The organism is Ruthenibacterium intestinale (assembly GCF_040096265.1).
GTDB lineage: Bacteria > Bacillota > Clostridia > Oscillospirales > Ruminococcaceae > Ruthenibacterium > Ruthenibacterium komagatae.
The window spans coordinates 1-25,319 of sequence record NZ_JBBMFA010000079.1 but is presented as its reverse complement, the minus strand read 5'-3'; the positions used below and the strand labels follow the sequence as shown (position 1 = coordinate 25,319).

The window sequence follows — 25,319 nt, the reverse complement described above, 5'->3', positions numbered from 1 at the left end:
TTGCAAAATGTTGAAAAAACAGATATACTGTTGAGAAATTACTGAAATGAGGTGGAACCGTGCCGTCATCCCAGCAGACCAAGCAGCTGTTTGCCGACAGCATGAAACAATTGATGATGAAAAAGCCGCTGGAGGAAATTTCAGTAGGGGACATCGCGCTGCAAAGCGGGATGAGCCGCAACAGCTTTTATTATCACTTTCAGGACAAATACGACCTGGTGACCTGGATCTTCCGCACCGAGAGCGCCGCCTATCTGGCCCAGGCGCCCAACCGGGACAACTGGCAGGAAATTCTGCGCGGCCTGTGCCGGTACTTCCGGGAGAACCGCGCCTTTTACTGCAACGCCATGTCTTACAACGGGCAGAACTCCCTGCGGGAATATCTGTTCGACACCTTCAGCGGCGTGGTGCAGCAGCATTTGCTGGACGGCAACCCCTGCGCTCTGGAACCGCAGGACGCGGCTTTTGCAGGCGAGTTTTTCGCGGCCACCATCGTGGGCCTGCTGGAGCGCTGGTGCGCCCGGGGCATGCGGGAGGATGCGGCCCGCTACGAGGACTGCCTGACCCGCATTTTATCCGGCGAGATGCTGAACACTTATCTGCGCAGCGTTTCGCCGGAGTCGGACCAGTGAACCGACGCCCCTGCGGAAATGTACTTTTCCAGGGCGCGGCTGTCCGACTGCCAATCCATCAGAAATACGGGGGCGTCCGGCGCTTTGCGCTGGGCGCTCACTGCTTTTTGAAGGGCTTTTTCCCCGGCGCGCTCTCCGCCGGCCCACAGAATGCACAGCCGGGTCCATTGGGCCAGGCCGCGCACGGCCTCTGTGTCCAGTTTTGCCCCGTCGGGCAGGCGGTAAAACATTCCGTAAAACAATTTTTCGCTGCGCAGCCACTGGGCGGCACGGGCGCAGCTGTCCGGCCCGGCGCCCTCGGGCACCGTCAGCAGGGGCACGGCATTTTCCGCAGCGCGCAGCGCCCGGACCAGTTCGGGCGTGAGAGCATCGGGAAAAATGCGCAGAAAGAACAGGCTTTCCCGGCAGTCAAAGGAGACGTGCCGCAGCAGCGCCTGCGCGGCTGCGGCCCCGGCGCAGTCGGCACAGAACAGCCGGGTGCCGGTTTTCCGGGCCCGCAGCACGGCCTGGTGGTATTCGGCGGCCTGCGAAGGGCCGTCCAGCCGGACGCACTCCAGCCAGACAGGCGCGTTTTGGCGGCGCAGTTCCACCACGCCCGCGGCCAGCGCTTCCAGCCCCAGGTTGACGGCCAGTGTGCAAAGCTGGTTTTCACCGACTTCCTCCAGAAGCTGCTGCACCAGCGGACAGTAGGCGCTGTCCGCTTTTTCCAGCAGGCGCTGCGCCGTGGAAAAGAACAGTTTCTGGCCCGGGCTGCGCGCTAAAAGCGCCCCCATGTCCACATAACTTCGCAGCTGGCGGAACCCGTCCCGCTTTATATCCTTTACGGCCCGATGGGCCAGCGTCATGGCCCAGGCGCGCATGCCGTCGTGCTCGGTCGTCATAAGGCGATCCCCCCGTTTCATCGTTTCTTTCATTGTACGCGCACGCTGGTGAAAAAGACAGGGACACATCGGTTTTTTTGTTCAAAACGTGGGAACAAAACCGATTCCGTTGACAGGAAAAAGGCTTTTCGATATAGTGGGGATGAAAGTTCTTTCATGAATGTTTCATATTGTTTGGGCGGGGGTTTTCTATGAATATTTACGACATTGCACGGGAGGCCGGGGTCTCCATCACCACGGTGTCCCGGGTACTCAACGGAAAGGACAACGTCAGCCCCGCCACCCGCCAGAAGGTGGAGGCGGTGCTGGCGCTGCACAGCTACGTGCCCAGCGCCATTGCCCGGGGGCTGGTGGCCAAAAGCATGAAGACCGTGGCGGTGCTCACGGTGGACGTTCGGGTGCCCCATTACGCCCGCACCGCCTACGCCATTGAGCACGAGTGCAGCCGGCGGGGCTACAACGTGCTCATGTGCAACACCGGCGAGGCAAAAGAGGCCGGCATGCACTATCTGGAAGCAGTGATTGAAAAACAGGTGGACGGGGTGATCCTGGTGGGATCGGCCCACAGCGCCCTGAACACCGAAAGCCGCCTGAAAAAGCTGCTGGTGCGCACCCCCACGGTGGTGGCCAACGGCCGGCTGAAGCTGCCCAACTCCTATTCGGTGCTGGTGGACGACCACCTGGGCGTGGGCCTGGCCGTGGATCATCTGGTGCAGAAGGGCCACCAGGACATTGTGTACGTGCGGGACATGGACACCGAAAGCGCCCGCCGCAAATACGACGGCTATCTGGCGGCCATGAGCCGCCACGGCCTGACGCCGCGCATGCTGGACACCCAGCCCACCCTGGCCGGCGGCATTGAGGCGGCCCAGGCCTTTTTGAAGCTGAAGAAGGCCACGGCGCTGGTCTGCGGGGAAGATCTGACCGCTGTGGGCGTTTTGAAAGGCCTTCTGCGGGCCGGGGTCCGGGTGCCCGAAGACGCGGCTGTCACCGGGTACAACAATTCCGAGTACGCGCACATCTGCGAGCCGGAATTGACCAGCGTGGACAACAAGCCCGAGATGGTGGGCCTGATGAGCGTGCAGCTGCTGGAGAGCCTGATCGGCGGCCGGGCGGACCCGGCCAGCGTGGTGGTCCAGCCGCAGCTGGCCCTGGGCCAGAGCACCTGAACAGAGAGGAGAGACGATCATGCGCATTCCGGCAAAGACCATGGAGACCGTGATGGAACAGATCCTGCTGCAGCATGGCACGGAGGCGGAAAACGCCGCCCTGACCGCCCGCATCTTCACCCAGTCCAGCGTGGACGGGGTGTACAGCCACGGCGTGAACCGTTTTTCGCGGCTGATCGGCGCCGTGGACCGGGGCGTTGTGGACCCGAAGGTGCGCCCGGTGTGCACGGTGCGCACCGGCTGCATGGAGCGGTGGGACGGCCGGCGGGGCCTGGGCACCGTCAACGCGCACCTGGCCATGGAGCGCGCCTGCGCCCTGGCCAAAGAGCAGGGCATGGGGCTGGTGGCCCTGGAAAACACCAACCACTGGATGCGGGGCGGCACGTACGGCTGGCAGGCGGCCGACCGGGGCTGCATCGGCATTTGCTGGACCAACACCATGCCCAACATGCCCGCCTGGGGAAGTGTGGAAGCTTCGGCGGGCAACAATCCGCTGGTGATCGCAGTGCCCCACAGCGGCGCAGAACATGTGGTTTTTGACTGCGCCATGAGCCAGTTTGCCTACGGCCGGCTGGAGCAGGCCCGCCGCCGGGGCGAACAGCTGCCTGTGCCGGGCGGCTGGGATGCACAGGGCCGGCTGACCACAGACCCCGGCGCCGTGGAACAGACCCGCCGGCTGCTGCCCATGGGATACTGGAAGGGCAGCGGGCTGGCCGTTATGCTGGACTTGATGGCGGCCATGCTCTCGGGCGGGCGCACCACCGGGGAGATCGGCCGGGCAGGCCCCGAGGAGACGGACCTGTGCCAGATCTTTCTGGCCATGGACCCCGCAGCGCTGGGCGGCGACACGGACCGGGTGGTGGAGCAGGTGGTGCACTTTGTGTGCGGCGCCGCCCCTCAGGACCCGGCCAGTCCGCCCCGGGTGCCCGGCCAGCGGGAGAGAGCCGTTCGGGAGGAAAACCGGCGGCTGGGCGTTCCGGTGGACCCGGACGTCTGGGACGAGATTCTGCGCCTGCAGCGCTGAGGAGGACGCACATGGTCAAGGGTGTTTTGTTCGATATGGACGGCTTGATGTTCGACACCGAGCGCCTGAGCCTGGAGGCCTGGCGCTTTGCCGGGCGCCAGCTGGGATTTGCGCCGCGGGACGAATTTCTGCTGGCGCTGCGCGGCAGCATGGGCGACGAGGCCCGGGCAAAGCTGCAGCGGGAGTTCGGCCCCGGGTTTGATTACGACCGGACCCGGCAGGTGCGGCTGGCCTATGCGGACAGCTGGATCGAACAGCACGGCATGCCGGTGAAGCCCGGTCTGCTGCCGCTGCTGAAAGAATTGAAAGCCCGGGGCATCCCCGCGGCGCTGGCCACGTCCACCACCCGGCCCACCGCCTGGGGCTATCTGACCCGGGCGGGTGTGAAAGACTATTTTGCCGCGTCGGTTTGCGGCGGGGAAGTGGAGCGGCCAAAACCCAATCCGGACGTGTTTTTAAAGGCCGCGGGCCTGCTGGGGCTGGACCCCGGAACGTGCATGGTGCTGGAGGACAGCCCCAACGGCATCGCCGCGGCCCATGCGGCCGGCTGCATTCCGGTGATGGTGCCGGACCTGACCCAGCCGGACCCGGCGCTGCGGGCTCTGTGCGCCCGGGTGGTGCCTTCGCTGGATCAGGTGATCCCGCTGCTGGAGCTTCTTTAAACCAAACAGGATGGAGGGAACCGTATGTACGACTGCATCATCATCGGCTGCGGCATCACGGGCGCGGCGGCGGCTTACCGCCTTGCCCGGTACCGGGGCCGGTTCGCGGTGCTGGAAAAAAGCAACGATGTGGCCAATGCCACCACCAAGGCCAACAGCGCCATTATCCACGCGGGCTATGACCCGGCCCCCGGCACGCAGATGGCCCGGCTGAACGTGGAAGGAAACCGCCAGGCCGCGGAGATCTGCCAAAAGCTGAACGTGCCGTTCCGGCGCACCGGCAGTCTGGTGCTGGCCTTTTCCGAAGAGGAGTGCCGCACACTGGATGAGCTGTACCGCCGCGGTGTGGAAAACGGCGTGCCGGATCTGGCGCTGCTGTCCGGCGCGGGGGCGCGGGCGGTGGAGCCCGGGCTGTCCGACCAGGTAAAAGCGGCGCTGTATGCGCCCACCGCCGCGGTGGTCAACCCCTGGGAGTACGCGCTGGCCATGGCTGAGACGGCGGTGAAAAACGGCGTGGAGCTGTATCTGGAGCATCCGGTCACCGCCATCCGCCCCGTGGAGGGCGGCTATGCGCTGACCACGCCCCGGGGCGAGTTTTGCGCCCGGACCGTGATCAACGCGGCGGGCGTCCACGCGGACCAGGTGGAGAGCCTGATCGCGCCGCCGGGCTACCGCATCCATCCGGTGCGGGGCGAGTACTGGCTGCTGGACAAAAGCGAGGGCAGCCGGGTGCGCCATGTGGTGTTTCAGTGCCCCAACCGGCAGGGCAAGGGCGTGCTGGTGGCGCCCACGGTCCACGGCAACCTGATCGTTGGCCCCAACGCGCAGCCGGTGGAAGACCGGGAGGACGTGGGCTGCTCGGCCCAGGGCCTTGCGTTTGTGCGGGAAAAAGCGCGCAAAAGCGTGCCGGGCGTGCGCTTTGGCGAAAATATTCGCAATTTTGCGGGGCTGCGTGCCACGGCGGATACCGACGATTTTCTCATTGGGGAAAACCCCGCCGCCCCGGGCTTTTTCCATCTGGCGGGCATCAAGTCGCCGGGCCTGACGGCCGCCCCGGCCATCGGGCTGGAGGCGGTGCGCCTGCTGCAGGAAAAAGGACTGGCTCTCGAGGAGAAAGCGGATTTTGACGACACCCGGGAGCATGTGGTGTTCCGGGAGCTGAGCGCGGAGGAAAAGAACCGGTGGATCCGGCGGGACCCCCGGTACGGGCGGGTCATCTGCCGGTGCGAGACCGTCACCGAGGGCGAGATCGTGGCCGCTGTTCACGGCGTCATCCCGGCCACCACGGTCAACGCGGTCAAGCGGCGGTGCAACGCCGGCATGGGCCGCTGCCAGGGCGGGTTCTGCGGTCCCCGGGTGCAGGCCATTCTGGCCCGGGAGCTGGGCGTGGACCCCACCGAGGTGCTGATGGACGGGCCCGGCACGCAGGTGCTCACGGGCGAGACAAAGACAGGAGGCGGCCACAATGAAGTATGATCTGATCGTCGTGGGCGGCGGGCCCGCCGGTCTGGCCGCCGCAAAGGCCGCCCGGGAAGCGGGCCTGACCCGCATTTTGATTCTGGAACGGGACAAGGAGCTGGGCGGCATTCTGAACCAGTGCATCCACAACGGCTTCGGCCTGCACCGTTTTCAGGAAGAGCTCACCGGTCCCGAGTACGCAGGGCGGTATCTGGCCATGCTGGAGGGCACGGGCGTGGAGACCCGGCTGGACACCATGGTGCTGGAAGTCACGCCCGACCGGCGGGTGTGCTGCATCAATCCCCGGGACGGATACCGGGAGTATGAGGCGGCCAGCGTGGTGCTGGCCATGGGCTGCCGCGAGCGGACCCGCGGAGCCATCGCGCTGCCGGGGTCCCGGTGCGCGGGCGTGTTCACCGCGGGCGCGGCCCAGCGTTTTTTGAACATGGAGGGCTACATGGTGGGCCGCCGGGTGGTCATTCTGGGCTCCGGCGACATCGGGCTCATCATGGCACGCCGCATGACGCTGGAGGGCGCGCAGGTGCTGGCCTGCGTGGAAGTGATGCCCCATCCCGGCGGGCTGACCCGAAATATTGTGCAGTGCCTGGAAGATTTCAACATTCCGCTGTATCTGTCCCACACCATCACGGACATCCGGGGCAGCGGCCGGGTGGAGCAGGTGACCGTGGCGCAGGTGGACGAGAACCGCACCCCGGTGCCGGGTACGGAGCGTGTGTTCGACTGCGATACGGTGCTGCTCAGTGTGGGGCTGATCCCGGAAAACGAATTGACCCGGCAGGCGGGCGCACAGATGGACCCGCGCACCGGCGGCGCACAGGTCTGGGAGAATATGGAGACCAGCATTCCCGGCGTGTTTGCCTGCGGCAATGTGGTCCATGTGCACGACCTGGTGGATTTTGTCTCTGCGGAAAGCGAGCGCGCGGGCCGCGCGTCCGCGGCGTTTGTGCAGGGCAGCGCCGGTCAGGCCGGGCCGGTGCTGGAGCTGCAGGCGGGCCAGGGTGTGCGCTACACCGTGCCCCAGAAGCTGCGGCTTTCGCAGGTGGAGAAAAACGCCGAGGTGTTCTTCCGTGTGACGCGCATGTTCGGCCCCGCCCGGGTGCAGGTGCGCAGCGGCGAACAGGTGCTGGCCCGGTTTGCCCGGGACCGCATGGCCCCCGGCGAGATGGAGCGCATCGCGGTGCCCCGGGTGCTGCTGGATAAAGCGGACGCGGAGCAGGCGCTGGTGGTGGAAGTACAGGAGGAGACGCCATGAGAGAGCTGACTTGCATTGTGTGCCCCAAGGGGTGCCGGCTGAAAGTAGATGAGGAGCACGACTGGGCGGTCACGGGAAACAGCTGCCCCCGGGGTGCGGAGTACGGAAAAGCCGAGTGCGTCGCGCCCACCCGCGTGGTCACGTCCACGGTGCGCATCGAAGGGGGAACGCACCGGCGCATTCCGGTGAAAACCAGCGGCCCCATTCCGAAAAAGGACGTGTTTGCGGCCATGGCGTTGCTGGACGCGGTGTGCCTGCAGGCCCCGGTGGAAGCGCACGTTCCGGTGGTGCGGGACATTTTGGGCACGGGGGTGGATTTTATCACCACCCGGGCCATGAAACGGGAAGATTGAAAAACAAAACGCCGGACTGCGGGAATCCCCGCAGCCCGGCGTTTTTGTTGTAACACAGATCAATCGGTAATTTCCACCACCAGCAGAATTTCCACGGCGGCGCCGCCGGGAAGTGCATTGGTCCCCAGCGCCATGCGGGAGGGCATGCCGTCCTCTCCGAACAGGTCCTTGAAAAGCTGGGACGCACCGTTGATGACCTGAGGCTGGTCGCAGAAGTCCGGCTGGCAGCGAACAAAGCCGATCAGCTGGACAATACGGCGCACCCGGCTCAGGTCCTGATCCAGCGCGGCTTTCAAAACCGAGAGCAGGTTGAGCGCACACAGCTGGGCGGCCTTCTGGCCTTCCTCAATGGTGAGCGTGTCTCCCACGGTGCCCGTGAATTTGGGAACACCGTTTTCCGTGCAGGTCTGCCCGGAGAGATACAGCAGGTTTCCGGTGCGGCACGCGGGAGAGTAGATTCCGCCCGGCTTGGGCGGGGCCGGAATTTCCAGCCCGTATTTTTCTTTTAAAATCTGTTCAGCGTTCATGGTTTTCCCCTTTCGTATTCCGGGATGAATGACAGCAGACATCCACGATAGTCTGCGCGTAGATGCGGGCGGCCTTGCAGATCTGCTCCACTTCCACACATTCGCCGGGGCTGTGCGCCACTGCGATGTCGCCGGGGCCGAAGATCATGGAAGCGATCTTTCCCACCCCGGACAGAATGCCCGAGTCCGCAAAGTAAGTCACTCCCTGGGGCTGTGCGGTCTGCGGTGACAAAGCGGAAATGTTTTTGACCATGGATTTTACAAGGCACGATTCTGCGGAAATTTCCATCGCGGGGCGGGGAAGAGGAATGTAGTGCACCTGCACGTCTACGCCGGGGTTGGCACTGCGCACCTGTTCGGCCGCCTGTTCCAGCTGCAACGTGACCTCTTCGATGGTCTGGTCGGGCGTCCAGCGCACGTCCACAAACAGAGAGGTCTCGTCGGGAACAACGCCTGCGAACGTCTCGTCCGTGCCCAGCAGAAAACCGCGGTTGATATGCGCGCAGCCCTGGATGAGCCCGGCATTGATAGCGGCCGACCCAACCAGCGGGTGCACTTTGCTCTTGTACAGGGGCGCCAGCACGTCCCGGATGTACCGGGCAAAATCCGCCGCTGCATAAATGGCGTTGGCCCCGTTTTCCGGCCGGCTGGAATGGGCGGATTTTCCGTGGAAGCGAATCTCGAAGTAATCGATGCCGTTGTGCGCAATTACAGGGAACAGCGCCGTGGGTTCGCCCACAATGGCAAAATCTGTGTGGGGGCCCTGCTGGGCGATCACGCGGGAGCCGGTGCTTTTGGCAGCTTCTTCGTCAATCACACCGGCGAAAACCACGTCGCCGCGCAGAGGAAGCCCGCTTCGATGGACCAGAACAAAAGCGTAAAGCATGGCGGCAAGCCCGCTTTTCATGTCCGCCGCGCCGCGGCCGTACAGAATGCCGTCCCGGATCTGTGCGCCGAAGGGGTCGTCCATGCCTTCTACGGGCACAGTGTCCATGTGCCCGTTCAGCATCAGGCTGGGGCCGCTGCCGTCGCCGTGCAGCGTGGCAATGACGTTGCAGCGGTCCCCGTCCGCCGGCTGAAGCCGGCATTCGATGCCCTCCTGCTCCAGCAGCTGCGCAAGGAAACCGGCAATCTCCCGCTCCCGGCCGGGCAGGGCCGTGTGGCTGGGAATGGAGATCAGCTTCTGCGTCCATTCAATCAGTTCTTTTTCACAAAACAATTCGTCAAGGTTCATGGCAGTCTCCTTTCCGCCGGAATCAGCCTATTACATAAGAGAAGGAGGCGCCGGGGCCCAGCGGCAGGCCCAGGAAGTACCACACCGCCATGAGGATCAGGTAAACGACCATGTAAGACATGGAATACGGCAGCAGATTGGCCATCAGGGTACCCATGCCCACGTCCTTTTTATAGCGCTGTGCCCAGGCGAGGATCAGCACGAAGTAAGCCATCATGGGCGTGATCGCGTTGGAGATGGAATCGCCGATGCGATAAGCCAGATAGGTGGCTTCCGGGCTGACGCCCAGCATCATGAACAGCGGAACCAGAATGGGCCCGATCAGAGCCAGCTTGGCCGCATGAGAGGGCATGACGAAGTTCAGAAGGCAGGTGAACAGAACGGTGATCACCAGAAGCGCAAACACGGGAATGCCGGATTTTTCCAGAATTTCCGCACCGTTGATGGCGCTGATGACGCCCAGATTCGTCCAGGCAAAGTACTGGATGAGCTGGCCGGCGAAAATGGCCACCAGAATGTATCCCGCCAGAGAGGCGTAGGAGTTGGTCATGATGTTGATCACGTCTTTGTGGTTTTTCACCACGCCGGAAGCGTAGCCGAAGGCTGCGCCCGGGAAGAAGAAAGCACCGCTGACGATCAGGATGATGCTGCTCATGAACGGGCTGTCCAGCAGTTCGCCGGTTTCCGCATTGCGCAGAATGGCGTTGGGAGGCAGCGTCATCAGGGCGATGACGATCAGGTAAATGACCAGGGCAATGCCCGCGGCGCGCAGACCTTTGCTCTCCTGCTCGGAGACGCTGGTGTTGACGGCCACGTCATTCAGAGGGCTTTCCGGAACGTATTTGCCCAGGCGCGGCTCCACGATTTTCAGCGTCACAAAGAACGAGGTGATGGGAAGCAGAATGCTGCATGCCAGCGTGAAATAATAGTTTCCGGTGACCGGCAGAACAATGGACGGGTCGAGGATTTGGGCCGCATTTTGAGTATTGCCAAATCCTACCACTTCCACTATACTAATAAGAGGGCTTGCACAAAAGCCCGCTGCGACGGAACCGTAGGCGGCCACAAGTCCTGCGATCGGGTTGCGCCCCGTGGACAGGAACAGCATGGCGGCCAGCGGAGGAAGAATCATAAAGCCTGCATCGGATGCAGCGCTGGAAGCCACAGAAATGAAAACGATGGCAAACGTGAGGAATTTCTGCGGCATTTTGAGGAAATAGCGGCGGAGGAACGCACTTGCAAGGCCCGTTCCTTCCAGCAGCGAAAGACCCAGAAGAACGACCATCTGGTCAATCAGGGCAGAAAAGCTTTTGATGTTTGCGGAAAATTGCGTGAAAATCTTGGCAATGCCCTCTTTGCTGATCAGGTTGAACACCTGGTATTCGGTTCCGTCCACAGGGTGAACAGCCGACCATCCGAGCTTTGATCCAATGAAGGATAAAACCATTACGATGGCGCCAAAATAGATGAACAGCAGAACAGGGTGCGGAAGTTTGTTTCCGATGCGCTCCACAGCGCCCAGGAAACCTCCGCCCTTTTCTTTTACCAAACTTTTCGATGACACGTGTAAGACCTCCTCATGATTTTGTTTTTTATGCGGTCACAGGCCGGTGCACTCGGCCTGCAAGCATCAAAGTTCCGTGCTCTGTTCCAGGTAATTATACAGAGTGTATTTTGAAATGTCGTAAAATTTTGAGATTTTGTCCCCGGCTTTCTTGATCAGGAAAGCGCCCTTGTCATCCAGATATTTCAGTCCTTTGATCTTGTCTTCCTTGGTCATGCTGATCACAGGCTTGCCCACGTAGCGGACGGAATCCTGAATCAGTGCGTCCAGAAGTTCGCTTACATCGTTGGTAATTACTTCCTCCACGGCGCCGGTTTCCGTTTCCAGAATGTCCTTTAAGGCGCTGTTGCACGCATAAAATTCGGTCAGATCCCAGTTCATGCACAGTGCGCCGATGGCTTTTCCCTCTTCGTCTCGCAGATAGATCGAGGTGCTGCGCAGGATCTTGCCGTCTTTTGTCTGGGTGATGTAGCGGTACTGGTCTCCGTCCGAGACCGTTCCGCGCAGCACTTCCAGGCCGAGGTTGGTGCCGCAGTCGCCCACTTTCCGGCCGGTCACATGTCCGTTTTCAATCAGAACGATGGTACTCTCATAACTTTGTGTATAATCATGCAGCACAACTTCGCAGTCCTTTCCAAACTGCGCGGCGATGCCTTTGGCGATGCGTGTTAAGGTGGACATTTCTTCTGTCAGCGTTTTCATGACCAATCTCCAAACTAAAAAATTTTTTGGTAATCTTAATAATTTTATTTTAATAACAGGAAAAGCAGATTGTCAATTTGTGATTTTCACAAAGAAACGATTCTTTTTTCAGAATTTTGACAAAAGGCAGCCTGCCAAATGCGTACGAAAAGGGGCCGGTCAAGTCAGCAGAACTTGACCGGCCCCTTCAAACTTTTTGTCAGGGTACGGGAGAAAAGGCATCGCAGAAATTTGATGATGGGGCGGCGCGGTCAGAACAACGGTGCCACCAGCCGCAGCACGGCGTCCAGCAGCGCGCCCACCGCCGTGTGGTGGATGCGGCTCAGCTGCACTTCGCGGCTTTTGGCCAGCGTGTCCAGCGCATCCGCTTTCAGGTCCATCACCGCGGGGCAGCGGTACAGGTATGTGCCGCATTCAAAATGCAGGTACAGGCTGCGGTAATCCATGTTGATGGTGCCGATGACCGCCGTTTCGTCGTCGGCCACGTAACTTTTGGCGTGAATAAAGCCCGGCGCGTATTCAAAAATGCGCACGCCCGCTTTCAGCAGCGGCATGTAGTGCGAACGGGTCAGTCGGTACACGATCTTCTTGTCCGGAACACCGGGGGTCACGATCCGCACATCCACGCCCCGCTTGGCCGCGGAGCACAGAGCGGTTTTCATGATGTCGTCGATGATGAGATACGGCGTAAAAATGTAGACGTAACGCTTGGCCTGGGACAGAATGTCGATGTATACGTTTTCCGCCAGGGCCTCGCCGTCCAGAGGCGAATCGCCGAAGGGCTGCACAAATCCTTCGCCCGAAAAAGGCTGCGGATGAAAGGTCTGCGGGAAAAAGCGGCGCACGTCTTCCAGCGCGTCCTCCTTGCGGAAGGCGTGCCACATGCTCAGAAACATGGCGGTCAGGTTCCAGGCGGCCGGGCCATGCACCCGCACGCCCGTGTCCTTCCAATGGCCGTGGGGATGGGTCTCGTTGATGTATTCATCCGAAAGGTTGATGCCGCCGTTGAAGGCGGTGTGCCCGTCCACCACCAGAATTTTGCGGTGGTCCCGGTTGTTCATGATCAGGGAGAGAACCGGGATGAACGGGTTGAACGGCAGGCACCGGATGCCGCGGCGCTCCATGTCCCGGGGAAAGCTCTGCGGCAGAAGGAACAGGCTGCCCATGTCATCGTAGATCAGGCGCACATCCACGCCTTCGGCGGCCTTGCGGGTCAGGATCTCCAGAATGGAATCCCACATTTTCCCCGGCTGAATGATAAAGTATTCCAGAAAAATGAAGTGCTGCGCGCTCTCCAGCGCACAGAGCATGTCCTGATACATGGCCTCGCCCACCGGATAATAGCGCACGTCGGAATCCCGATACACGGGCCAACCGCCCGCACTCTGCAGATAGCGGCTCAGTCCTTCGGCCCGGGGGTCGGTTTGTTTCAGTGCGTCCTGCACCTCCGGGTCCTGCCGCAGCGTGGGTTCCAGCGCCTGCTGGGCAGGGATCAGCTGCCGTTTCAGCGGTTTCGAGGGGCGCTTGTTCCCCATGAGCAGGTACAGAAGACCGCCCAGCAGCGGCAAAGCCATGATGAGGATGATCCAGCCGATCTTATAGGCCGGGTTGTCGTCGCTGCCGATGAGGTACAGCACGATGAGAATGCTCAGCACGCCGAAAAAGCCGCTGAACAGAACCGAGTAGCGGGTCAGCTTCATCAGAAACAGCGTGAACCAGCCCAGCTGCACCAGCAGCAGGATTCCGGTGATGAAAATGCGGCCGCATAAAAATTGCAGAACTTTTTTCATGAAGAACTCCTTTTTATGGGGCGGGGTGCGCGAGAATGTGTGTCAGCAGCGCGTCACAGCCCGCGTTGACATCCTGCCAGGTTGCCTCGAAGTCATGGGTGTACCAGGGGTCGGCCACGTCCCGGGGATGAGACGTGAAATCCAGCAGGAGGTGGATTTTTCCACGGGGGTCCGGCCCGAACAGGCGGCGCATATCCGCCCGGTTGGCCTCGTCCATGCCGATCAGATAGTCGTAGCGTTCGTAGTCCTCCCGCCGGGCCAGCACCGCGACCTTGCCGGCTGTGGAGATGCCGGCCCCGGCCAGTTTTTCCCGGGTGCCCCGATGGGGCGGACAGCCGATGGCGTCCCGGTGCAGCGCGGCACTGGCGGTTTCCATTTGGTCCGAAAGGCCCCGGCGCCGGACCATGTCGCGAAAAACAAACTCCGCCATGGGAGAGCGGCAGATGTTGCCGTGGCACATGAATAAAATTCGAATCATCCTGTTGGAGTCCTTTCTCAAATATCTGGAAACATTGTTTGTCTTTTATTATACAAAAGCTGCCGCACTCTGACAACCGGAAGAGGGATGTGCGTTGGGTATTCCGTCCCAAACAGGAAAAAGCAAAGGTTCGCAGCATTTGAGGTGCGGGCTTTCCCCACGCATGGCGGCGGCCGCGTCTCTTGAGGTTTGCGGGCGTTCATGCTAAAATGGATGCACAGGCAACGGAGAACCGGAGGGATACAGGCGTGGGGCAGTTTGACAACAAAGCGGAAATTGACAGAATGTATGCGCAGCTCAGCCCGCGCGCGGACCTTGTGTATTCCTTTGTGACCGTGTACGATGCGTACATCAACGAGCCCAGAGATTACGGCACGGGCCTTCTCATCAACATGGTGGAGGTGCACACCCTGACCATGATTGCCGACGCGCCGGGCATCACGGTGAGCGAGCTGTCCAAAATGTGGTCGCGCACCAAGGGCGCGGTTTCGCAGAATGTCACCAAGCTGGAGAAAAAGGGGCTGGTTTTCCGCCGCCGGGATGAGAACAACGCAAAGATCATTCATCTGTACGTTACCGAGGAAGGCGAAAAGCTGAGCACGGCCCATAAAATGTACGACAACGTGGACATTATGCAGACCCAGCGCGATCTGCTGAAAAGCTGCACCATCGAAGAGGTGGATGCGTTTTTCAAGGTGCTGGATGCGTATTTGAAATTGTTTTGATTTTCTGTAAAAGGCGATGCGGGTGCTGCGCATCGCCTTTCTTTTTTTGCGAAAATGATTAAATAACTAAACAAAATAGAAGAAAATATGCACAGAAATAGCAGATATAAAATGGATATTTTGGAGAAAGTGAGAAAACTTCTTGACATAGTGCCGGGATGAAGCGTATATATAAGGTGAAATGATTTAACTGTTAAACCATTTGCAAGGGAGGCGAAAAACCGGGGCTCGATCGTGTGAGGAACAGTTGGATTCAGAAAGGAAGGGAAACCAATGACGGAAGAAAAATCAGTGAGCGGCAATCCATTGAGGCGCTGTCCTCGGGAGAATCGGAAGTAAAACGAACCTTGTCCTTCGGCCGGGCGGTCGGCGTAATGGGCGGTCTGATCATCGGGTCCGGCATTTTCTACACGGGTTCGTACGTGCTGGACTATTCACACGGAAACGCGGGAGTGGCCATTCTGGCGTGGATTCTGGGCGGCCTGATCGTTTTGGGCGCGGCCATGTGTCTGTCAGAGCTGGGCGGCATCATGCCGGCCAACGGCGGTACTTATGTCTATCTGACCCGCACCTACGGCAAGGCGTCGCCGCTGCTGGGCTTTACCATGGGCTGGTCGGACGCTCTGATCGGCATTCCGGGCAACGCGGCCATTGCCATGGTGGGCGCCACCTACATCGGCACGCTGTTTGGCGGCTTCTCTTCGCTTCAGATCTCGTTTTTGGCGTCGGGCATCTGCGTGGTGCTGACGGTGCTGAACCTGCTGGGCGCCAAGGGCGGCAGCATCATTTCCACGGTGCTGCTGTTTGTGAAGGTCATTGCCATTCTGGGCGTAATCATCGCCTGCTTTGTGCTGGGCCAGAATACCGGCGACCCCATCACCTTTACCAACACCACCGGCGAGGGCGCGGTGCTGCCCGCGCTGGCCTGCTCCGTTGTGGCGGTACTGTGGTGCTTTGACGGCTGGAACTCCATCTGCCACATGGGCGGCGAGCTGGAGAACCCCAAGAAAAACCTGTCCCGGGTCATGGTAGTCACCATCGTGGGCATCACGGTGCTGTATCTGCTGTTCAACCTGGGCGTGATGCGCATCGTTCCCATTGAGGACATCATCGCATCGGAAAACGTGACCTACGACGTGATCGGCATTCTGTTCGGCAAGGGCGCGGCCACGGTCATCACCATCGCCATCATCTGCTCGGTCATCGGCTCGCTGAACAGCTGCATTCTGGTGTATCCCCGCGAGATCTACGCCATGTCCCGCGACCGGCGCTGGTTCGCCGCCTGCGGAAAGCTGAGCAAGAAAAGCGGCCAGCCCGTGGCGGCCAGCCTGTACATTCTTGCCATGATGATCTTCTACTGCTTTGTCACCAGCTTCCAGAACCTGGTGAACATCATCGTGCTGTACAACGGCATCTATTTCATGCTGGCGGTGTTCGGCGTGATCGTGCTGCGCAAAAAATACCCCGATCTGGAGCGGCCCTACAAGGTGCCCGGCTATCCGGTGGTGCCGATTCTGGTGTGATTGTGCTACTTCGTGATTTTGGTGGTCAACTTTGTGTGGGACCCGTCCACTGTGGCCGGATTCATCATTCCGCTGACGGGCATTCCCGCTTATTATGCGTTCCAGGCGTATTACAAAAAACAGGACGAAAAGAATGCTGCGAAAAAATAACAGAAAGCTGGCGAAAACATGGAATACGTGAACAGGCTCGGAACTCATTCCTACAAATGGGACGGCTTGAAGAAGGAATTTGGAGACGCGGATCTGCTGGCCATGTGGGTGGCGGATATGGATTTTCCCTCTCCGCCCTGTGTGACCAAGGCGCTGCATGCGTACATCGACGCGCCGCTGGGCTATTTCAGCACACCGGATTCCTATTTTGAGGCAGTGATGCAATGGGAAAAAGAGCGCCACGGTTACCAGGTGCGCAAGGAGTGGATCTGCGTTACGCCGGGCATTGTGCCCGCGTTGCACTGGGCGGTGCGCACCCTGACCGCGCCGGGCGACAGCGTGATGGTGTCCACGCCGGTGTACTACCCGTTTATGAACGCGGTAAAAAACAGCGGCGAGCGCCGGCTGGTGGAGTGCGAATTGAAAAAAACCGGCATGTTCTACGAGTTCGATTACGACCGGTTTGAAGAAGACATTGTGAAAAACAACGTCAAATTGTATATTCTTTGCAACCCCCACAACCCGGTGGGCCGTGTTTGGACCCGTGAGGAGCTGGAGCAGGTGGTGGCCATCTGCAAGCGTCACGGCGTGGTGATCGTCTCCGACGAGATCCATCAGGACATCGTCAATCCTGCGCTGGGCCGCAAAAAAGTGACCACCGCCACCGTGGGCGACTACGAGGACGGCATCATCACCATGGCGGCGGCCAGCAAGACCTTCAACCTGGCCGCGGTGCAGAACTCCTTCATCATCATTCCCAACCCGCAGATGCGGGAGAGCTTCTCCACCTTTTTGGCGCAGATGGCGCTGGACGATGTGAACGGGTTCGGCCACATTGCCACCGAGGCGGCCCTGCGGGGCGGCGCGGCGTGGCTTGAGGAAGTGCTGCAGCAGATCTACGGCAACTTTGCCTATCTGAAACAGCGCCTGGCGGCGGACTGCCCGGAGATCAAACTCACGGAACTGGAAGGAACCTATCTGGCGTGGATGGATTTCGGCGCGTACTGCAAGACCCAGCAGGATGTGAAGCACCTGCTGCAGGACCGCTGCCGCATCGCCATGGACTACGGCGCCTGGTTCGGCGGCGGCCGGCACGAGGCCTTTGCCCGCATGAACCTGGCCACTTCCCGGGAGAACATCCAGGAGGCCTGCGACCGCATTGTGCGGGAGATCGCCAAAGGATAACAGAAAGAACAGAAAGCGGCCCCCAGGCCATCGCCCGGGGGCCGCTTTTGTATTGTTTGCTCAGCCGCCGAACACGGTCTGATAAATGCTGATGAAGCCGGTGATGGTGACGATCAGCACCAGAACGGGCGTCAGATAACGGATGCAGCGGATCCAGATCCGGCGCAGACGGAAGCCGGGGCAGCCGTCTTCCATTTCGTCGGCCAGAATGTTGAGGTCCCACTTCCAGCCCAAGAACCAGCACATGAGAATGCCGCCCACAGGCAGAAGGATGTTGTCGGTGAGGACCCCCACAAAATCAAAGAAGTTGTAGCCGGCGATCTTGAAGTCCGCCAGAGGGCCGAAGGAAAGGCTGCTGGGAATGCCCAGCAGGAAAATGAGCAGGCCCATGACCAGAACCGCACGGCGCCGGGGCCAGCCCCAGTTGCCCACCGTGTAGGAGACCACCACTTCCAGCAGGGCGATGGCGCTGGTGACGGCCGCGAACAGGATCAGGATAAAGAACGCCACCGCGAACACCGGACCGCCCGCCAGGGAGCCGAACACCTTGGGCAGCGTGCCGAAGATCAGGCTGGGGCCCTGGCCGGGCGCCAGACCGAAGGCGAACACCGCGGGGAAGATGGCAATGCCCGCCAGCACCGCCACCAGCGTGTCCATGACGGCTACGTTGGCGCAGCTTTTGGGAATGTTTTCCCCTTTGGGCAGGTAGCTGCCGTAGGTGATGGTGATGCCCATGCACAGGCTGAGGGAGTAGAACACCTGCCCCAGCGCCGCGCTGATGGAGGACAGGCTGAAGGACGCCTGCTCCGGCACGAAGATGAAGCGCAGCCCGTCCATGGCGCCGGGAAGCGTCACGCTGCGGACGATGATGATCAGCAGCAGGATGAACAGCAGCGGCATCATGATCTTGCTGACCTTTTCAATGCCGTGCACGCCCTTCAGGCAGATGAGCACCGTGGCCCCCAGGAACAGAAAGAACCAGAACACGGCCTCCCAGCTGCCGATGAAGGCGTTGAAGTCCGCCGGGGCGGTGAAGGTGGTGGCATAGCTGACCAGATATTTGATGAGCCAGCCGCCGATGACGCTGTAATAGCTGAGAATGATGAAGGCGGCCAGCACGCCGAACAGACCGGTGATGCCGGCCTTGGGGTGCACCTGGCGATAGCTGGAAACCGGGTCCTTGCCGGTATGGCGGCCCAGGCTCATTTCCAGCATCATGACCGGAATGCCCAGCACCAGAACGAAAACAAGATAGGCGATCAGGAAGGAGAATCCTCCGTTGCGGCCCATCAGATACGGAAATTTCCACAGATTGCCCAGGCCGATGGCGGCCCCGGCGGTGGCCAGAACAAAGCCCAGACGGCTGGTCCACTGATTGCGGCGGTGTTCGTGTTTCATAGCGTGTCCTCACAACAAAAGAATGTCCGGAAAAACCGGTAGGACTTCTATTGTAGCACGCTTTTGTCCCATAGGCCAGAGAAAAGGCGTTTTTTGTCATAAAAGAATGGGAACGGGCGCGTCCAGCTCCATGCAATCGGGCTGCACGCGGCAGTCCATGGCGTACAGCGCCACGCCCGCGTCCCGGGCGCTGCGCAGGGCCGCGGCAAAGGCGGGGTGGGTCTCTTCATTGGGGGCAAAGGCGCGCACGCCCTTCATCTGGATCACAAACAGCGCGGCCGCCCGGTACCCCTGCTGCAGGCAGGCGGCCAGCTCTTCCAGATGCCGGACGCCCCGCTGGGTGGGCGCGTCGGGGAACAGGGCCAGCCCGTCCTGCTCCAGCGTGACGCCCTTCACTTCCACAAAGATCTTCTGGCCGCCGGCCTCCACGTAAAAGTCAAAGCGGGAGGTGCCCCATTTCGTCTCGGGGCGCACCAGTGCCGGCGGGCCGAACAGACCCCCGGCCCGCAGAAATTCCCCGGCGGCCCGGTTGGGGGCCTGGCTGTCCAGATTGATGAGCAGCGGCCCTTTTTCCACGGCCACCAGGTCGAACTGCGTTTTGCGCGCGCTGCCGGGCGCCGCCCCCTCCACGTAGACCGTGGCCCCGGGGCGCAGCAGCTCTTTGCAGCGGCCGGTGTTTTTCACATGGCACACCTGTACGGTGCCGTCCACTTCCACGTGGGCGATGAACCGGTTGGGCCGGTCCAGAAACCGCCCGGGTCGGATGCGTTCATAGCGCATGGGGATTCACTCCTCGTTCAGCCAGGCGCGGATGGCGTCCCGGTCTTCGTATTCTTCGTACAGGCTCAGGCCCAGACAGAAGATCTTCTCGTCCTCGGTCAGGTTGGCCGGAAGGGGCCGGCGCTCCCAGATCAGCCGGGCCAGCTGCGCGGTTTTCTGCGGCCCCAGCGCGGCGGCCGCCTGCTCAAAACTCTTGTTCATGGGTCTCTTCCTTTCCGGAGAAAAAAGGCCCCGGGTCACGGGGCCTTGGAAATGGTTACAGCTTTTCGGCTACGCTCCAGGCCTGCCACACCACCGTGCGCAGGTTGCCCACCTTGCACGCGTCGCCGATCACATGCACGTGCCGGCCGGCGGGAAGGGCCGGGGCGGGGGTATAGCCCACCGACAGGATGACGCTGTCCGCGGGGACCGTGGTCAGGGTGCCGTCCTTGCCGCGGATGACCGCGTCTTTCTCCCGGATCTCGGCCACGGTGCTCTCCAGATACACGGGCACCTTCTGATACTGGAAGAAGTCCCGCAGATAGGAGGAGTTGGCCAGGCACAGGCCGCGCACGGCCATCAAATCGTTTTTGGCCTCTACGATCACGGGCTTTTTGCCCTTGCGGAACAGGTCATAGGCGATCTCGCAGCCGCTGAGGCCGCCGCCGATGATGAGCACCTGCTCGCCGGTCTCTTTGCCCAGCAGGTAGTCCACCGCGTCCATGGCGCGCTCGCCGCCCTTGAGGGGCAGGGTCCTGGCCTTGGCGCCGGTGGCCACAATGATCTCGTCCGCGTCCAGCGCCGAGGCGTCGGTGATCTCCGTTCCGTAGACCACAGGGATCTTCAGCGCTTCGATCTGGCGGCGGTACCAGGCGATCAGCTCTTTGTCCTTCTCCTTGAAGTCGGGCGCGGCGGCCGCCACGAACACACCGCCCAGCTGATGGCTCTTTTCGTAAATGGTCACGTGGTGGCCCCGCAGCGTGGCGATGCGGGCGGCTTCCATGCCGCCGATGCCGCCGCCGATGACCGCGATCTTCTTGGGGGTGCGCGCGGGCACAATGTCGAACTTGTGCCCCTGCATGGTGGCAGGGTTCAGCGCGCAGCGGGCCATGTGGCTGGCGTCCTCAAAGGTCTCGTCGTTGGCCACGCCCTTGTAGTGGGCCAGGGGGAAGCAGGCGTTGTGGCAGCAGATGCAGGGCTGAATATCCTGGGTGCGGCCCTCGCGCAGCTTGCGCACCCACTGGCCGTCCACCAGGAACTGCCGGGCCACGCCCATGGCGTCGATGCGGCCGTCCGCGATGGCCTCGGCCGCGGCCTCGGGGGTCATGCGGCCGGCGCACACCACCGGAATGTCCACAAATTTGCGGATGTGGGCCACGTCGTCCAGGTTGCAGTTCTGGGGCATGTACTGGGGCGGGTGCGCCCAGTACCAGGCGTCGTAGGTGCCGTTGTCCGCGTTGAGCATGTCATAGCCGGCCTCTTGCAGATAGCGGGCGGCCTTTTCGCTTTCGGCCATGTCGCGGCCCACTTCGGTGTACTCCTCGCCGGGCACCGCGCCGCTGCACAGGCCCTTGGTCTTGCTGACCACGGAATACCGCAGGGACACCGGGAAGTCCTTGCCGCAGGCGGCTTTGATGGCCTGCACGGTCTCCACCGCAAAGCGGTACCGGTTTTCAAAGCTGCCGCCGTACTCGTCGGTGCGGAAGTTGGTGTACGGCAGGGTGAACTGGTCCATCAGGTAGCCTTCGTGCACGGCGTGCACTTCCACGCCGTCCACACCGGCCTCTTTGCACAGCTTGGCCGTTTTGGCAAAGGCCTCCACCATCTGATGGATCTCTTCTTTGGTCACCTGGCGGCACATCACGTCCTCGGCCCAGCGGGAGGGCAGGGGGCTGGGGGACGCGCAGATGTAGGACGCGTCCACAATGGGTTTGGCCAGCGTGCCCAGCGCCTTGTTGCGCAGCAGCACGGACAGCGCCTCGGTGATGGCGAAGCTGCGGCCGAAGCCCGCGGTCAGCTGCACGAACAGCTTGGCCCCGGTTTTGTGGAAGGTGTCCATGTAGGGTTTCAGCTGGCGGAACATGCGGGGGTTCTGGTACAGCCAGCGGCCGCCGATGGTGTCCCGCAAAGGCGCGATGCCCGGGATGATCAGGCCCACGTCGTTGTTGGCCCGCTCCAGAAAGAATTCCGCCGCCACCTTGTCAAAGTGGTTGGGCTCCATCCAGCCGAACAGGGACGTGCCGCCCATGGGGCACATGACAATGCGGTTTTTGATCTCTACGTTGCCGATTTTCCAGGGGGTGAACAGTGCCTCGTATTGTTGCTCCATCGAAACTCCTCCTCTTTATTCCGCCACCGGTACGTCGATCTCCAGATCGCTCAGCGGATAGGTGACGCAGGGGTGAATGAACCCGAACTTCCGGTCCGCCTCCCGGCGGCCGTCCCGTCCGTCCGCAATGCGGAATTCGCCCTTCAGCCATTTGCTGTGGCAGAACCCGCAGCCGCCCGCGCGGCATTTGTTGGGGGCGTCCAGTCCGGCGCGCTCCATGGCTGCCAGCAGGGTCTCGTCCTCCCGGGCGTCCACGGTGTGCACCGCATCGCGCATGTGCACGGTCAGCCGGAAGGTGCGGGGCGCTTCCAGATTCAGCGCGCCGCAGCAGGTGGCGTCCTTGTGCACCGCCTTCAGGGGAAGGTGATAGGGCTCCAGTTCTTTCAGCACAAAGTTGTACATGGCCTGAGGCCCGCACAAAAAGAAGGTGACGTCGGTCAGATCCACGTACTTTTCCATCAGCTGCGCGCTGATGAAGCCGTGCTCGTAGCCGTCTTTTTCCTCGTCGCTGAGCACCTGCACCACCCGCAGGCCCTTCACGGCCAGGTCCGCCAGCTCGGCGGAATAGGCCAGGTGCCGGGTGTCCCGGGCGCCGTAGAACAGGGTCATCTCGTAGTCTTCATCGCCTTCGGCCATGCTGCGGGCCATGGACAGAAGCGGGGTGATGCCGCTGCCGCCGGCGATGCCCACAATGCGGTGTTTGTCCCGCAGGGTCTCGTAGTGGAACTCGCCCGAGGGCTCGGTCATGCGCATCCGGTCACCGGGTTTGGCGCGGGTGCACAGATATTCGGAGAAGAAGCCCGCGCGCTCGATGCCCAGCACCAGCTTGCCTGCCAGCGCGTCCCGGGGGCTGGAGGCGATGGAGTAGGGGCGGCTCACAAGGCTGCCGTCCACCTCGGCCTGCAGGGACACGTACTGCCCCGCCCGGAAGAAGGGGAACGCCGTTTCGTCCACCCGGCGGAAGGTCAGCTCGGTCATGTTGGCGCTCAAAGGCCGCACGGCGGTCAGCTCCACTTCCATGTAGCCCGGGTGCAGGCGGTGGGCCAGTTCATTGGTGCGGTAGCTTTTGGGCAGCGGGGTGTCGGGCCCGGCCGCCAGCGCCGCGCGCCGGTTGGGCACCAGCTTTTTAAAGCGCAGCATATCCTGGAATCCGAACAGTTGTTTTTTGAATTTCATCTTATCGCACCTCCCGTTTCAAATCGCCCACGGTCTGCCGGCCGGACAGATCGCCGGACACGTAGGCGCTGGAGTACCCGCTGGAACGCATGGCGTACCCGCCCGCGAACCGCAGGCCCGGGAACAGCTGGGCATCTTCCTTCATCATCATCATGCGGGGCATCAGGCTGTCCCAGTCGGCAGTCTCATAGCCGTAGATCACGCCCTGGGGATGGCCGCAGTAACGGGCGTAGGTGGTGGGGGATGCCACAGCGATCTCCTCGATGGCGTCCCGGATGGCGCAGCCGGTCTCGCGCTCGAACACGCGGATCATGTCGTCGGCCACCCGGTCCTTGGCCTTGAAGTAATCGGTCTCGGACACGTTGCCCCAGTCGTCGGACATGAACATGGTGGTGAAGTACATCATGCAGGTGCCTTCGGGCGAGCAGCCGGGATAGGCGTTGTTCAGGCACACGGTGGCCTGCACGTGGTTGGTGTCCACCTTGCGCATCATGTCGTACTGCTTCACGGAATCGGCGGTGTCGTAAATAAAATAGTTGTGGCTCTTGATGCCCAGTTCTTCGGCCGATTTGTTCAGGCCCAGGAACAGCGTGAAGCCGCGGCCCGCGAAGGTGCGGGCGTTGGTGGCGCGCACCATCTGCTCGGTGACGGATTTTTCTTCCAGCATTTTGCCGAACACCAGATGGGGCGAGCAGTTGGCGATCACGTGGCGGGTGGGGATCTCGGTGCCGTCGGAAAGGCGCACGGCGCGGATGCGGTTTTCGTCGTCGGTGAGGATCTTCTCCGCCGGGGACAGGTACCAGATGTCGCCGCCCAGTTCCCGGATGCGGGTGTCCAGCGCCAGGCTGATCTCGTGAGAGCGCATTTTCGGCATCCAGGCGTCCCGGGTGATGTAGCGGATCACCATGGAGCCGTAGTGCAGAAAACTCATGCGGTCGCAGTCCACGCCCAGATAGCACCAGTAGGCGTTCAGAATGTCCTGCGCCTTTTTGGGCATGTGCAGCGCGTCCAGCACTTCATTGACCGAGTAGCTGCCCGCCTTGATGAAATTGGGGAAGTGCTCTTTCATATAAGAGGAATCGGTGTTGCCGTTGACCGAGTTGGAGTAGGTCTGGGCGTCCCGCACCTCGTTGCACAGCTCGAAGAACTCCGTCATGGACTTGCGGGAGCCGGGCACGTACTGCTCCATTTTGTCGATGAACGCCTCAATGCCGAAGGGCATCTCGCAGTCGTACTGCTTGTCGGTGGTGATCAGATGATAGGCTTCGGGAATGCGGATCCAGTCGATTTTGTCCTCTACGCCCAGGTCCCGGAACAGGGTGCGGATGTCGCCGGGCTGGTCGGGCGAGCCGAAGTCGTTCAGCTCGTGCAGGCTGGCCTCAAATTCGAACCGGCCCCGCTTGAAGCTGGTGGCAAAGCCGCCGGGCAGGTTGTGCTGCTCCAGAACCAGGCAGGAATACCCGCCCTGCAGCACGCGGATGGCAGCGGCCAGACCGCCGTTTCCGGCGCCGATGACCACTACGTCGTAGGGTTTTACAGTGTGTTTTTCCATAAGAACCTCCTCACAGAATCAGATTTCGCGAACGGGCCATCCAGTATTGCAGCTCCTCTTCACTGGCGGCCTGTTTGTAGTGACGCAGCATGATGGAGTAAAACTCCCGCAGATCGTCGCTGATCTCCTCGTCGCTCATGGCGCGGTAACCGGTGGCGATCATCACCCCCAGTCCGTAACAATGGTATTGCATTTGCAGGTGCATCTCCGTGGCCTGCCGGGGGCTCATCTCCAGGTTGCGGGCCAGCAGCTCCACCGTTTTGTCAAAGTTGGCGTCGTCCAGAAGCCGCTCGCCGGGGGCGCGCCGCCGCAGATACAAAAAGCGGAACAGCTCGCTCTCCCGCTGGGCGAAGGCCAGAAAATTCTGGCCGAACTCCTTGTAGCTGGTGCAGTGGAACTGCAGGTAGGTGTCCCGAATGTATTCCACCAGCGCCTGCTGCAGCTGCTCCTGGCTGCCGAACTGGGAGTACAGCGGCTGCGTGGAACAGCCCAGCTCCGCGGCGATGCTGCGCACGGACAGCGCATGTTCGCCCCGCTGGTGGATCACCCGGGCCGCGGCCTTGAGAATATCCTGTTTTGAAATGCGCGCTCGGGGCATGGCGGTCTCCTTAAAAATAACAGTTGTTATATTTACAGCTTCATTGTACCCTGTTTCCGGGAAAAATGCAACAAAAAAAGCAGGCGAAAGCCGGGGTGACATAAGAAAACGGCGGTGAAGCCCCGGAATTTTGACGCATGAAATGCAAAGAGCGGTCCTGCAAGCAATTTGCTTGCA

Annotated in this window: 25 protein-coding genes; 11 read left to right on the top strand and 14 right to left on the bottom strand. The window is 61.3% G+C overall.

What is annotated here, in order from left to right; genetic code table 11:
• Positions 1–59 precede the first annotated feature (59 nt).
• The gene (locus WMO24_RS06180) at positions 60–632 is read left to right on the top strand and encodes a TetR/AcrR family transcriptional regulator C-terminal domain-containing protein (RefSeq protein WP_349215442.1); all 573 of its coding nucleotides are present in this window, start codon (positions 60–62) and stop codon (positions 630–632) included.
• On the opposite strand, the gene WMO24_RS06175 is transcribed toward WMO24_RS06180, so the two are convergent.
• Positions 596–1,513: a hypothetical protein gene (locus WMO24_RS06175; protein WP_349215441.1), complete on the bottom strand. Its 918-nt coding sequence runs from the start codon at positions 1,511–1,513 to the stop codon at positions 596–598. The genes WMO24_RS06180 and WMO24_RS06175 overlap by 37 nt on opposite strands.
• A 191-nt stretch (positions 1,514–1,704) precedes the next feature.
• Between WMO24_RS06175 and WMO24_RS06170 the strand changes: the two genes are divergently transcribed.
• The 6 genes from WMO24_RS06170 to WMO24_RS06145 are packed head-to-tail and all read left to right on the top strand — an operon-like array spanning position 1,705 to position 7,452.
• Positions 1,705–2,682, top strand: a complete 978-nt coding sequence (locus WMO24_RS06170) for a LacI family DNA-binding transcriptional regulator (RefSeq protein ID WP_349215440.1) — start codon at positions 1,705–1,707, stop codon at positions 2,680–2,682.
• A 19-nt stretch (positions 2,683–2,701) separates the two neighbouring features.
• A complete protein-coding gene (gene yiaK, locus WMO24_RS06165; protein WP_349215439.1) occupies positions 2,702–3,706 on the top strand; it encodes a 3-dehydro-L-gulonate 2-dehydrogenase in 1,005 nt (334 codons plus the stop codon).
• Positions 3,707–3,717: 11 nt separating this feature from the next.
• Entirely contained in the window at positions 3,718–4,368 is a 651-nt protein-coding gene (locus WMO24_RS06160; protein ID WP_349215438.1) for an HAD family hydrolase, read from the top strand.
• 24 nt (positions 4,369–4,392) lie between these two features.
• On the top strand, positions 4,393–5,844 hold the full coding sequence (locus WMO24_RS06155) for an NAD(P)/FAD-dependent oxidoreductase (protein WP_349215437.1): 1,452 nt from the start codon (positions 4,393–4,395) through the stop codon (positions 5,842–5,844).
• Entirely contained in the window at positions 5,834–7,099 is a 1,266-nt protein-coding gene (locus tag WMO24_RS06150) for an NAD(P)/FAD-dependent oxidoreductase (RefSeq protein ID WP_349215436.1), read from the top strand. Before WMO24_RS06155 ends, WMO24_RS06150 begins: the two co-directional genes overlap by 11 nt.
• On the top strand, positions 7,096–7,452 hold the full coding sequence (locus WMO24_RS06145; protein ID WP_349215435.1) for a DUF1667 domain-containing protein: 357 nt from the start codon (positions 7,096–7,098) through the stop codon (positions 7,450–7,452). The genes WMO24_RS06150 and WMO24_RS06145 overlap by 4 nt, the downstream gene beginning before the upstream one ends.
• A gap of 59 nt (positions 7,453–7,511) precedes the next feature.
• Here the strand turns inward: WMO24_RS06145 and WMO24_RS06140 are convergent, their stop codons facing one another.
• The 6 genes from WMO24_RS06140 to WMO24_RS06115 form a co-directional block, all read right to left on the bottom strand.
• On the bottom strand, positions 7,512–7,979 hold the full coding sequence (locus WMO24_RS06140) for a RidA family protein (RefSeq protein WP_349215434.1): 468 nt from the start codon (positions 7,977–7,979) through the stop codon (positions 7,512–7,514).
• On the bottom strand, positions 7,969–9,213 hold the full coding sequence (locus WMO24_RS06135; protein WP_349215433.1) for a M20 family metallopeptidase: 1,245 nt from the start codon (positions 9,211–9,213) through the stop codon (positions 7,969–7,971). Before WMO24_RS06135 ends, WMO24_RS06140 begins: the two co-directional genes overlap by 11 nt.
• 22 nt (positions 9,214–9,235) lie before the next feature.
• On the bottom strand, positions 9,236–10,777 hold the full coding sequence (locus WMO24_RS06130; protein WP_349215432.1) for an AbgT family transporter: 1,542 nt from the start codon (positions 10,775–10,777) through the stop codon (positions 9,236–9,238).
• 66 nt (positions 10,778–10,843) lie between these two features.
• Entirely contained in the window at positions 10,844–11,479 is a 636-nt protein-coding gene (locus WMO24_RS06125) for a helix-turn-helix transcriptional regulator (RefSeq protein ID WP_349215431.1), read from the bottom strand.
• Positions 11,480–11,730: 251 nt separating this feature from the next.
• Positions 11,731–13,269, bottom strand: a complete 1,539-nt coding sequence (cls, locus tag WMO24_RS06120) for a cardiolipin synthase (protein ID WP_349215430.1) — start codon at positions 13,267–13,269, stop codon at positions 11,731–11,733.
• A gap of 13 nt (positions 13,270–13,282) precedes the next feature.
• Positions 13,283–13,747, bottom strand: a complete 465-nt coding sequence (locus tag WMO24_RS06115) for a low molecular weight protein-tyrosine-phosphatase (RefSeq protein ID WP_349215429.1) — start codon at positions 13,745–13,747, stop codon at positions 13,283–13,285.
• A gap of 209 nt (positions 13,748–13,956) precedes the next feature.
• On the opposite strand from WMO24_RS06115, the gene WMO24_RS06110 reads away from it, so the two are divergent.
• From WMO24_RS06110 to WMO24_RS06095, 4 genes are all read left to right on the top strand, one after another.
• Positions 13,957–14,472 (top strand): MarR family winged helix-turn-helix transcriptional regulator, encoded by a 516-nt coding sequence (locus WMO24_RS06110; protein ID WP_349215428.1) that lies wholly within the window; start codon positions 13,957–13,959, stop codon positions 14,470–14,472.
• A 236-nt stretch (positions 14,473–14,708) separates the two neighbouring features.
• On the top strand, positions 14,709–15,995 hold the full coding sequence (locus WMO24_RS06105) for an APC family permease (RefSeq protein ID WP_349215427.1): 1,287 nt from the start codon (positions 14,709–14,711) through the stop codon (positions 15,993–15,995).
• Complete coding sequence (locus WMO24_RS06100; protein WP_349215426.1) at positions 15,996–16,145, top strand: hypothetical protein; 150 nt, start codon at positions 15,996–15,998, stop codon at positions 16,143–16,145. It abuts the gene before it with no gap.
• A gap of 18 nt (positions 16,146–16,163) precedes the next feature.
• Entirely contained in the window at positions 16,164–17,330 is a 1,167-nt protein-coding gene (locus tag WMO24_RS06095) for a MalY/PatB family protein (RefSeq protein WP_349215425.1), read from the top strand.
• 60 nt (positions 17,331–17,390) lie between these two features.
• Here the strand turns inward: WMO24_RS06095 and WMO24_RS06090 are convergent, their stop codons facing one another.
• The 7 genes from WMO24_RS06090 to WMO24_RS06060 all read right to left on the bottom strand — a co-directional run bounded on the left by WMO24_RS06090 (position 17,391) and on the right by WMO24_RS06060 (position 25,142).
• The gene (locus tag WMO24_RS06090) at positions 17,391–18,728 is read right to left on the bottom strand and encodes a sodium-dependent transporter (protein WP_349215424.1); all 1,338 of its coding nucleotides are present in this window, start codon (positions 18,726–18,728) and stop codon (positions 17,391–17,393) included.
• A gap of 96 nt (positions 18,729–18,824) precedes the next feature.
• Positions 18,825–19,508: a DNA/RNA nuclease SfsA gene (gene sfsA / locus WMO24_RS06085; protein WP_349215423.1), complete on the bottom strand. Its 684-nt coding sequence runs from the start codon at positions 19,506–19,508 to the stop codon at positions 18,825–18,827.
• A 6-nt stretch (positions 19,509–19,514) separates the two neighbouring features.
• Positions 19,515–19,709: a hypothetical protein gene (locus tag WMO24_RS06080; protein ID WP_349215422.1), complete on the bottom strand. Its 195-nt coding sequence runs from the start codon at positions 19,707–19,709 to the stop codon at positions 19,515–19,517.
• A gap of 55 nt (positions 19,710–19,764) precedes the next feature.
• On the bottom strand, positions 19,765–21,816 hold the full coding sequence (locus tag WMO24_RS06075; protein ID WP_349215421.1) for an oxidoreductase: 2,052 nt from the start codon (positions 21,814–21,816) through the stop codon (positions 19,765–19,767).
• Positions 21,817–21,831: 15 nt separating this feature from the next.
• Positions 21,832–22,992, bottom strand: coding sequence for a 2Fe-2S iron-sulfur cluster-binding protein (locus WMO24_RS06070; RefSeq protein ID WP_349215420.1), 1,161 nt, complete (start codon positions 22,990–22,992; stop codon positions 21,832–21,834).
• A 1-nt stretch (position 22,993) separates the two neighbouring features.
• The gene (locus WMO24_RS06065; protein WP_349215419.1) at positions 22,994–24,544 is read right to left on the bottom strand and encodes a phytoene desaturase family protein; all 1,551 of its coding nucleotides are present in this window, start codon (positions 24,542–24,544) and stop codon (positions 22,994–22,996) included.
• 10 nt (positions 24,545–24,554) lie between these two features.
• Positions 24,555–25,142: a TetR/AcrR family transcriptional regulator gene (locus WMO24_RS06060; protein ID WP_349215418.1), complete on the bottom strand. Its 588-nt coding sequence runs from the start codon at positions 25,140–25,142 to the stop codon at positions 24,555–24,557.
• Positions 25,143–25,319 lie beyond the last annotated feature (177 nt).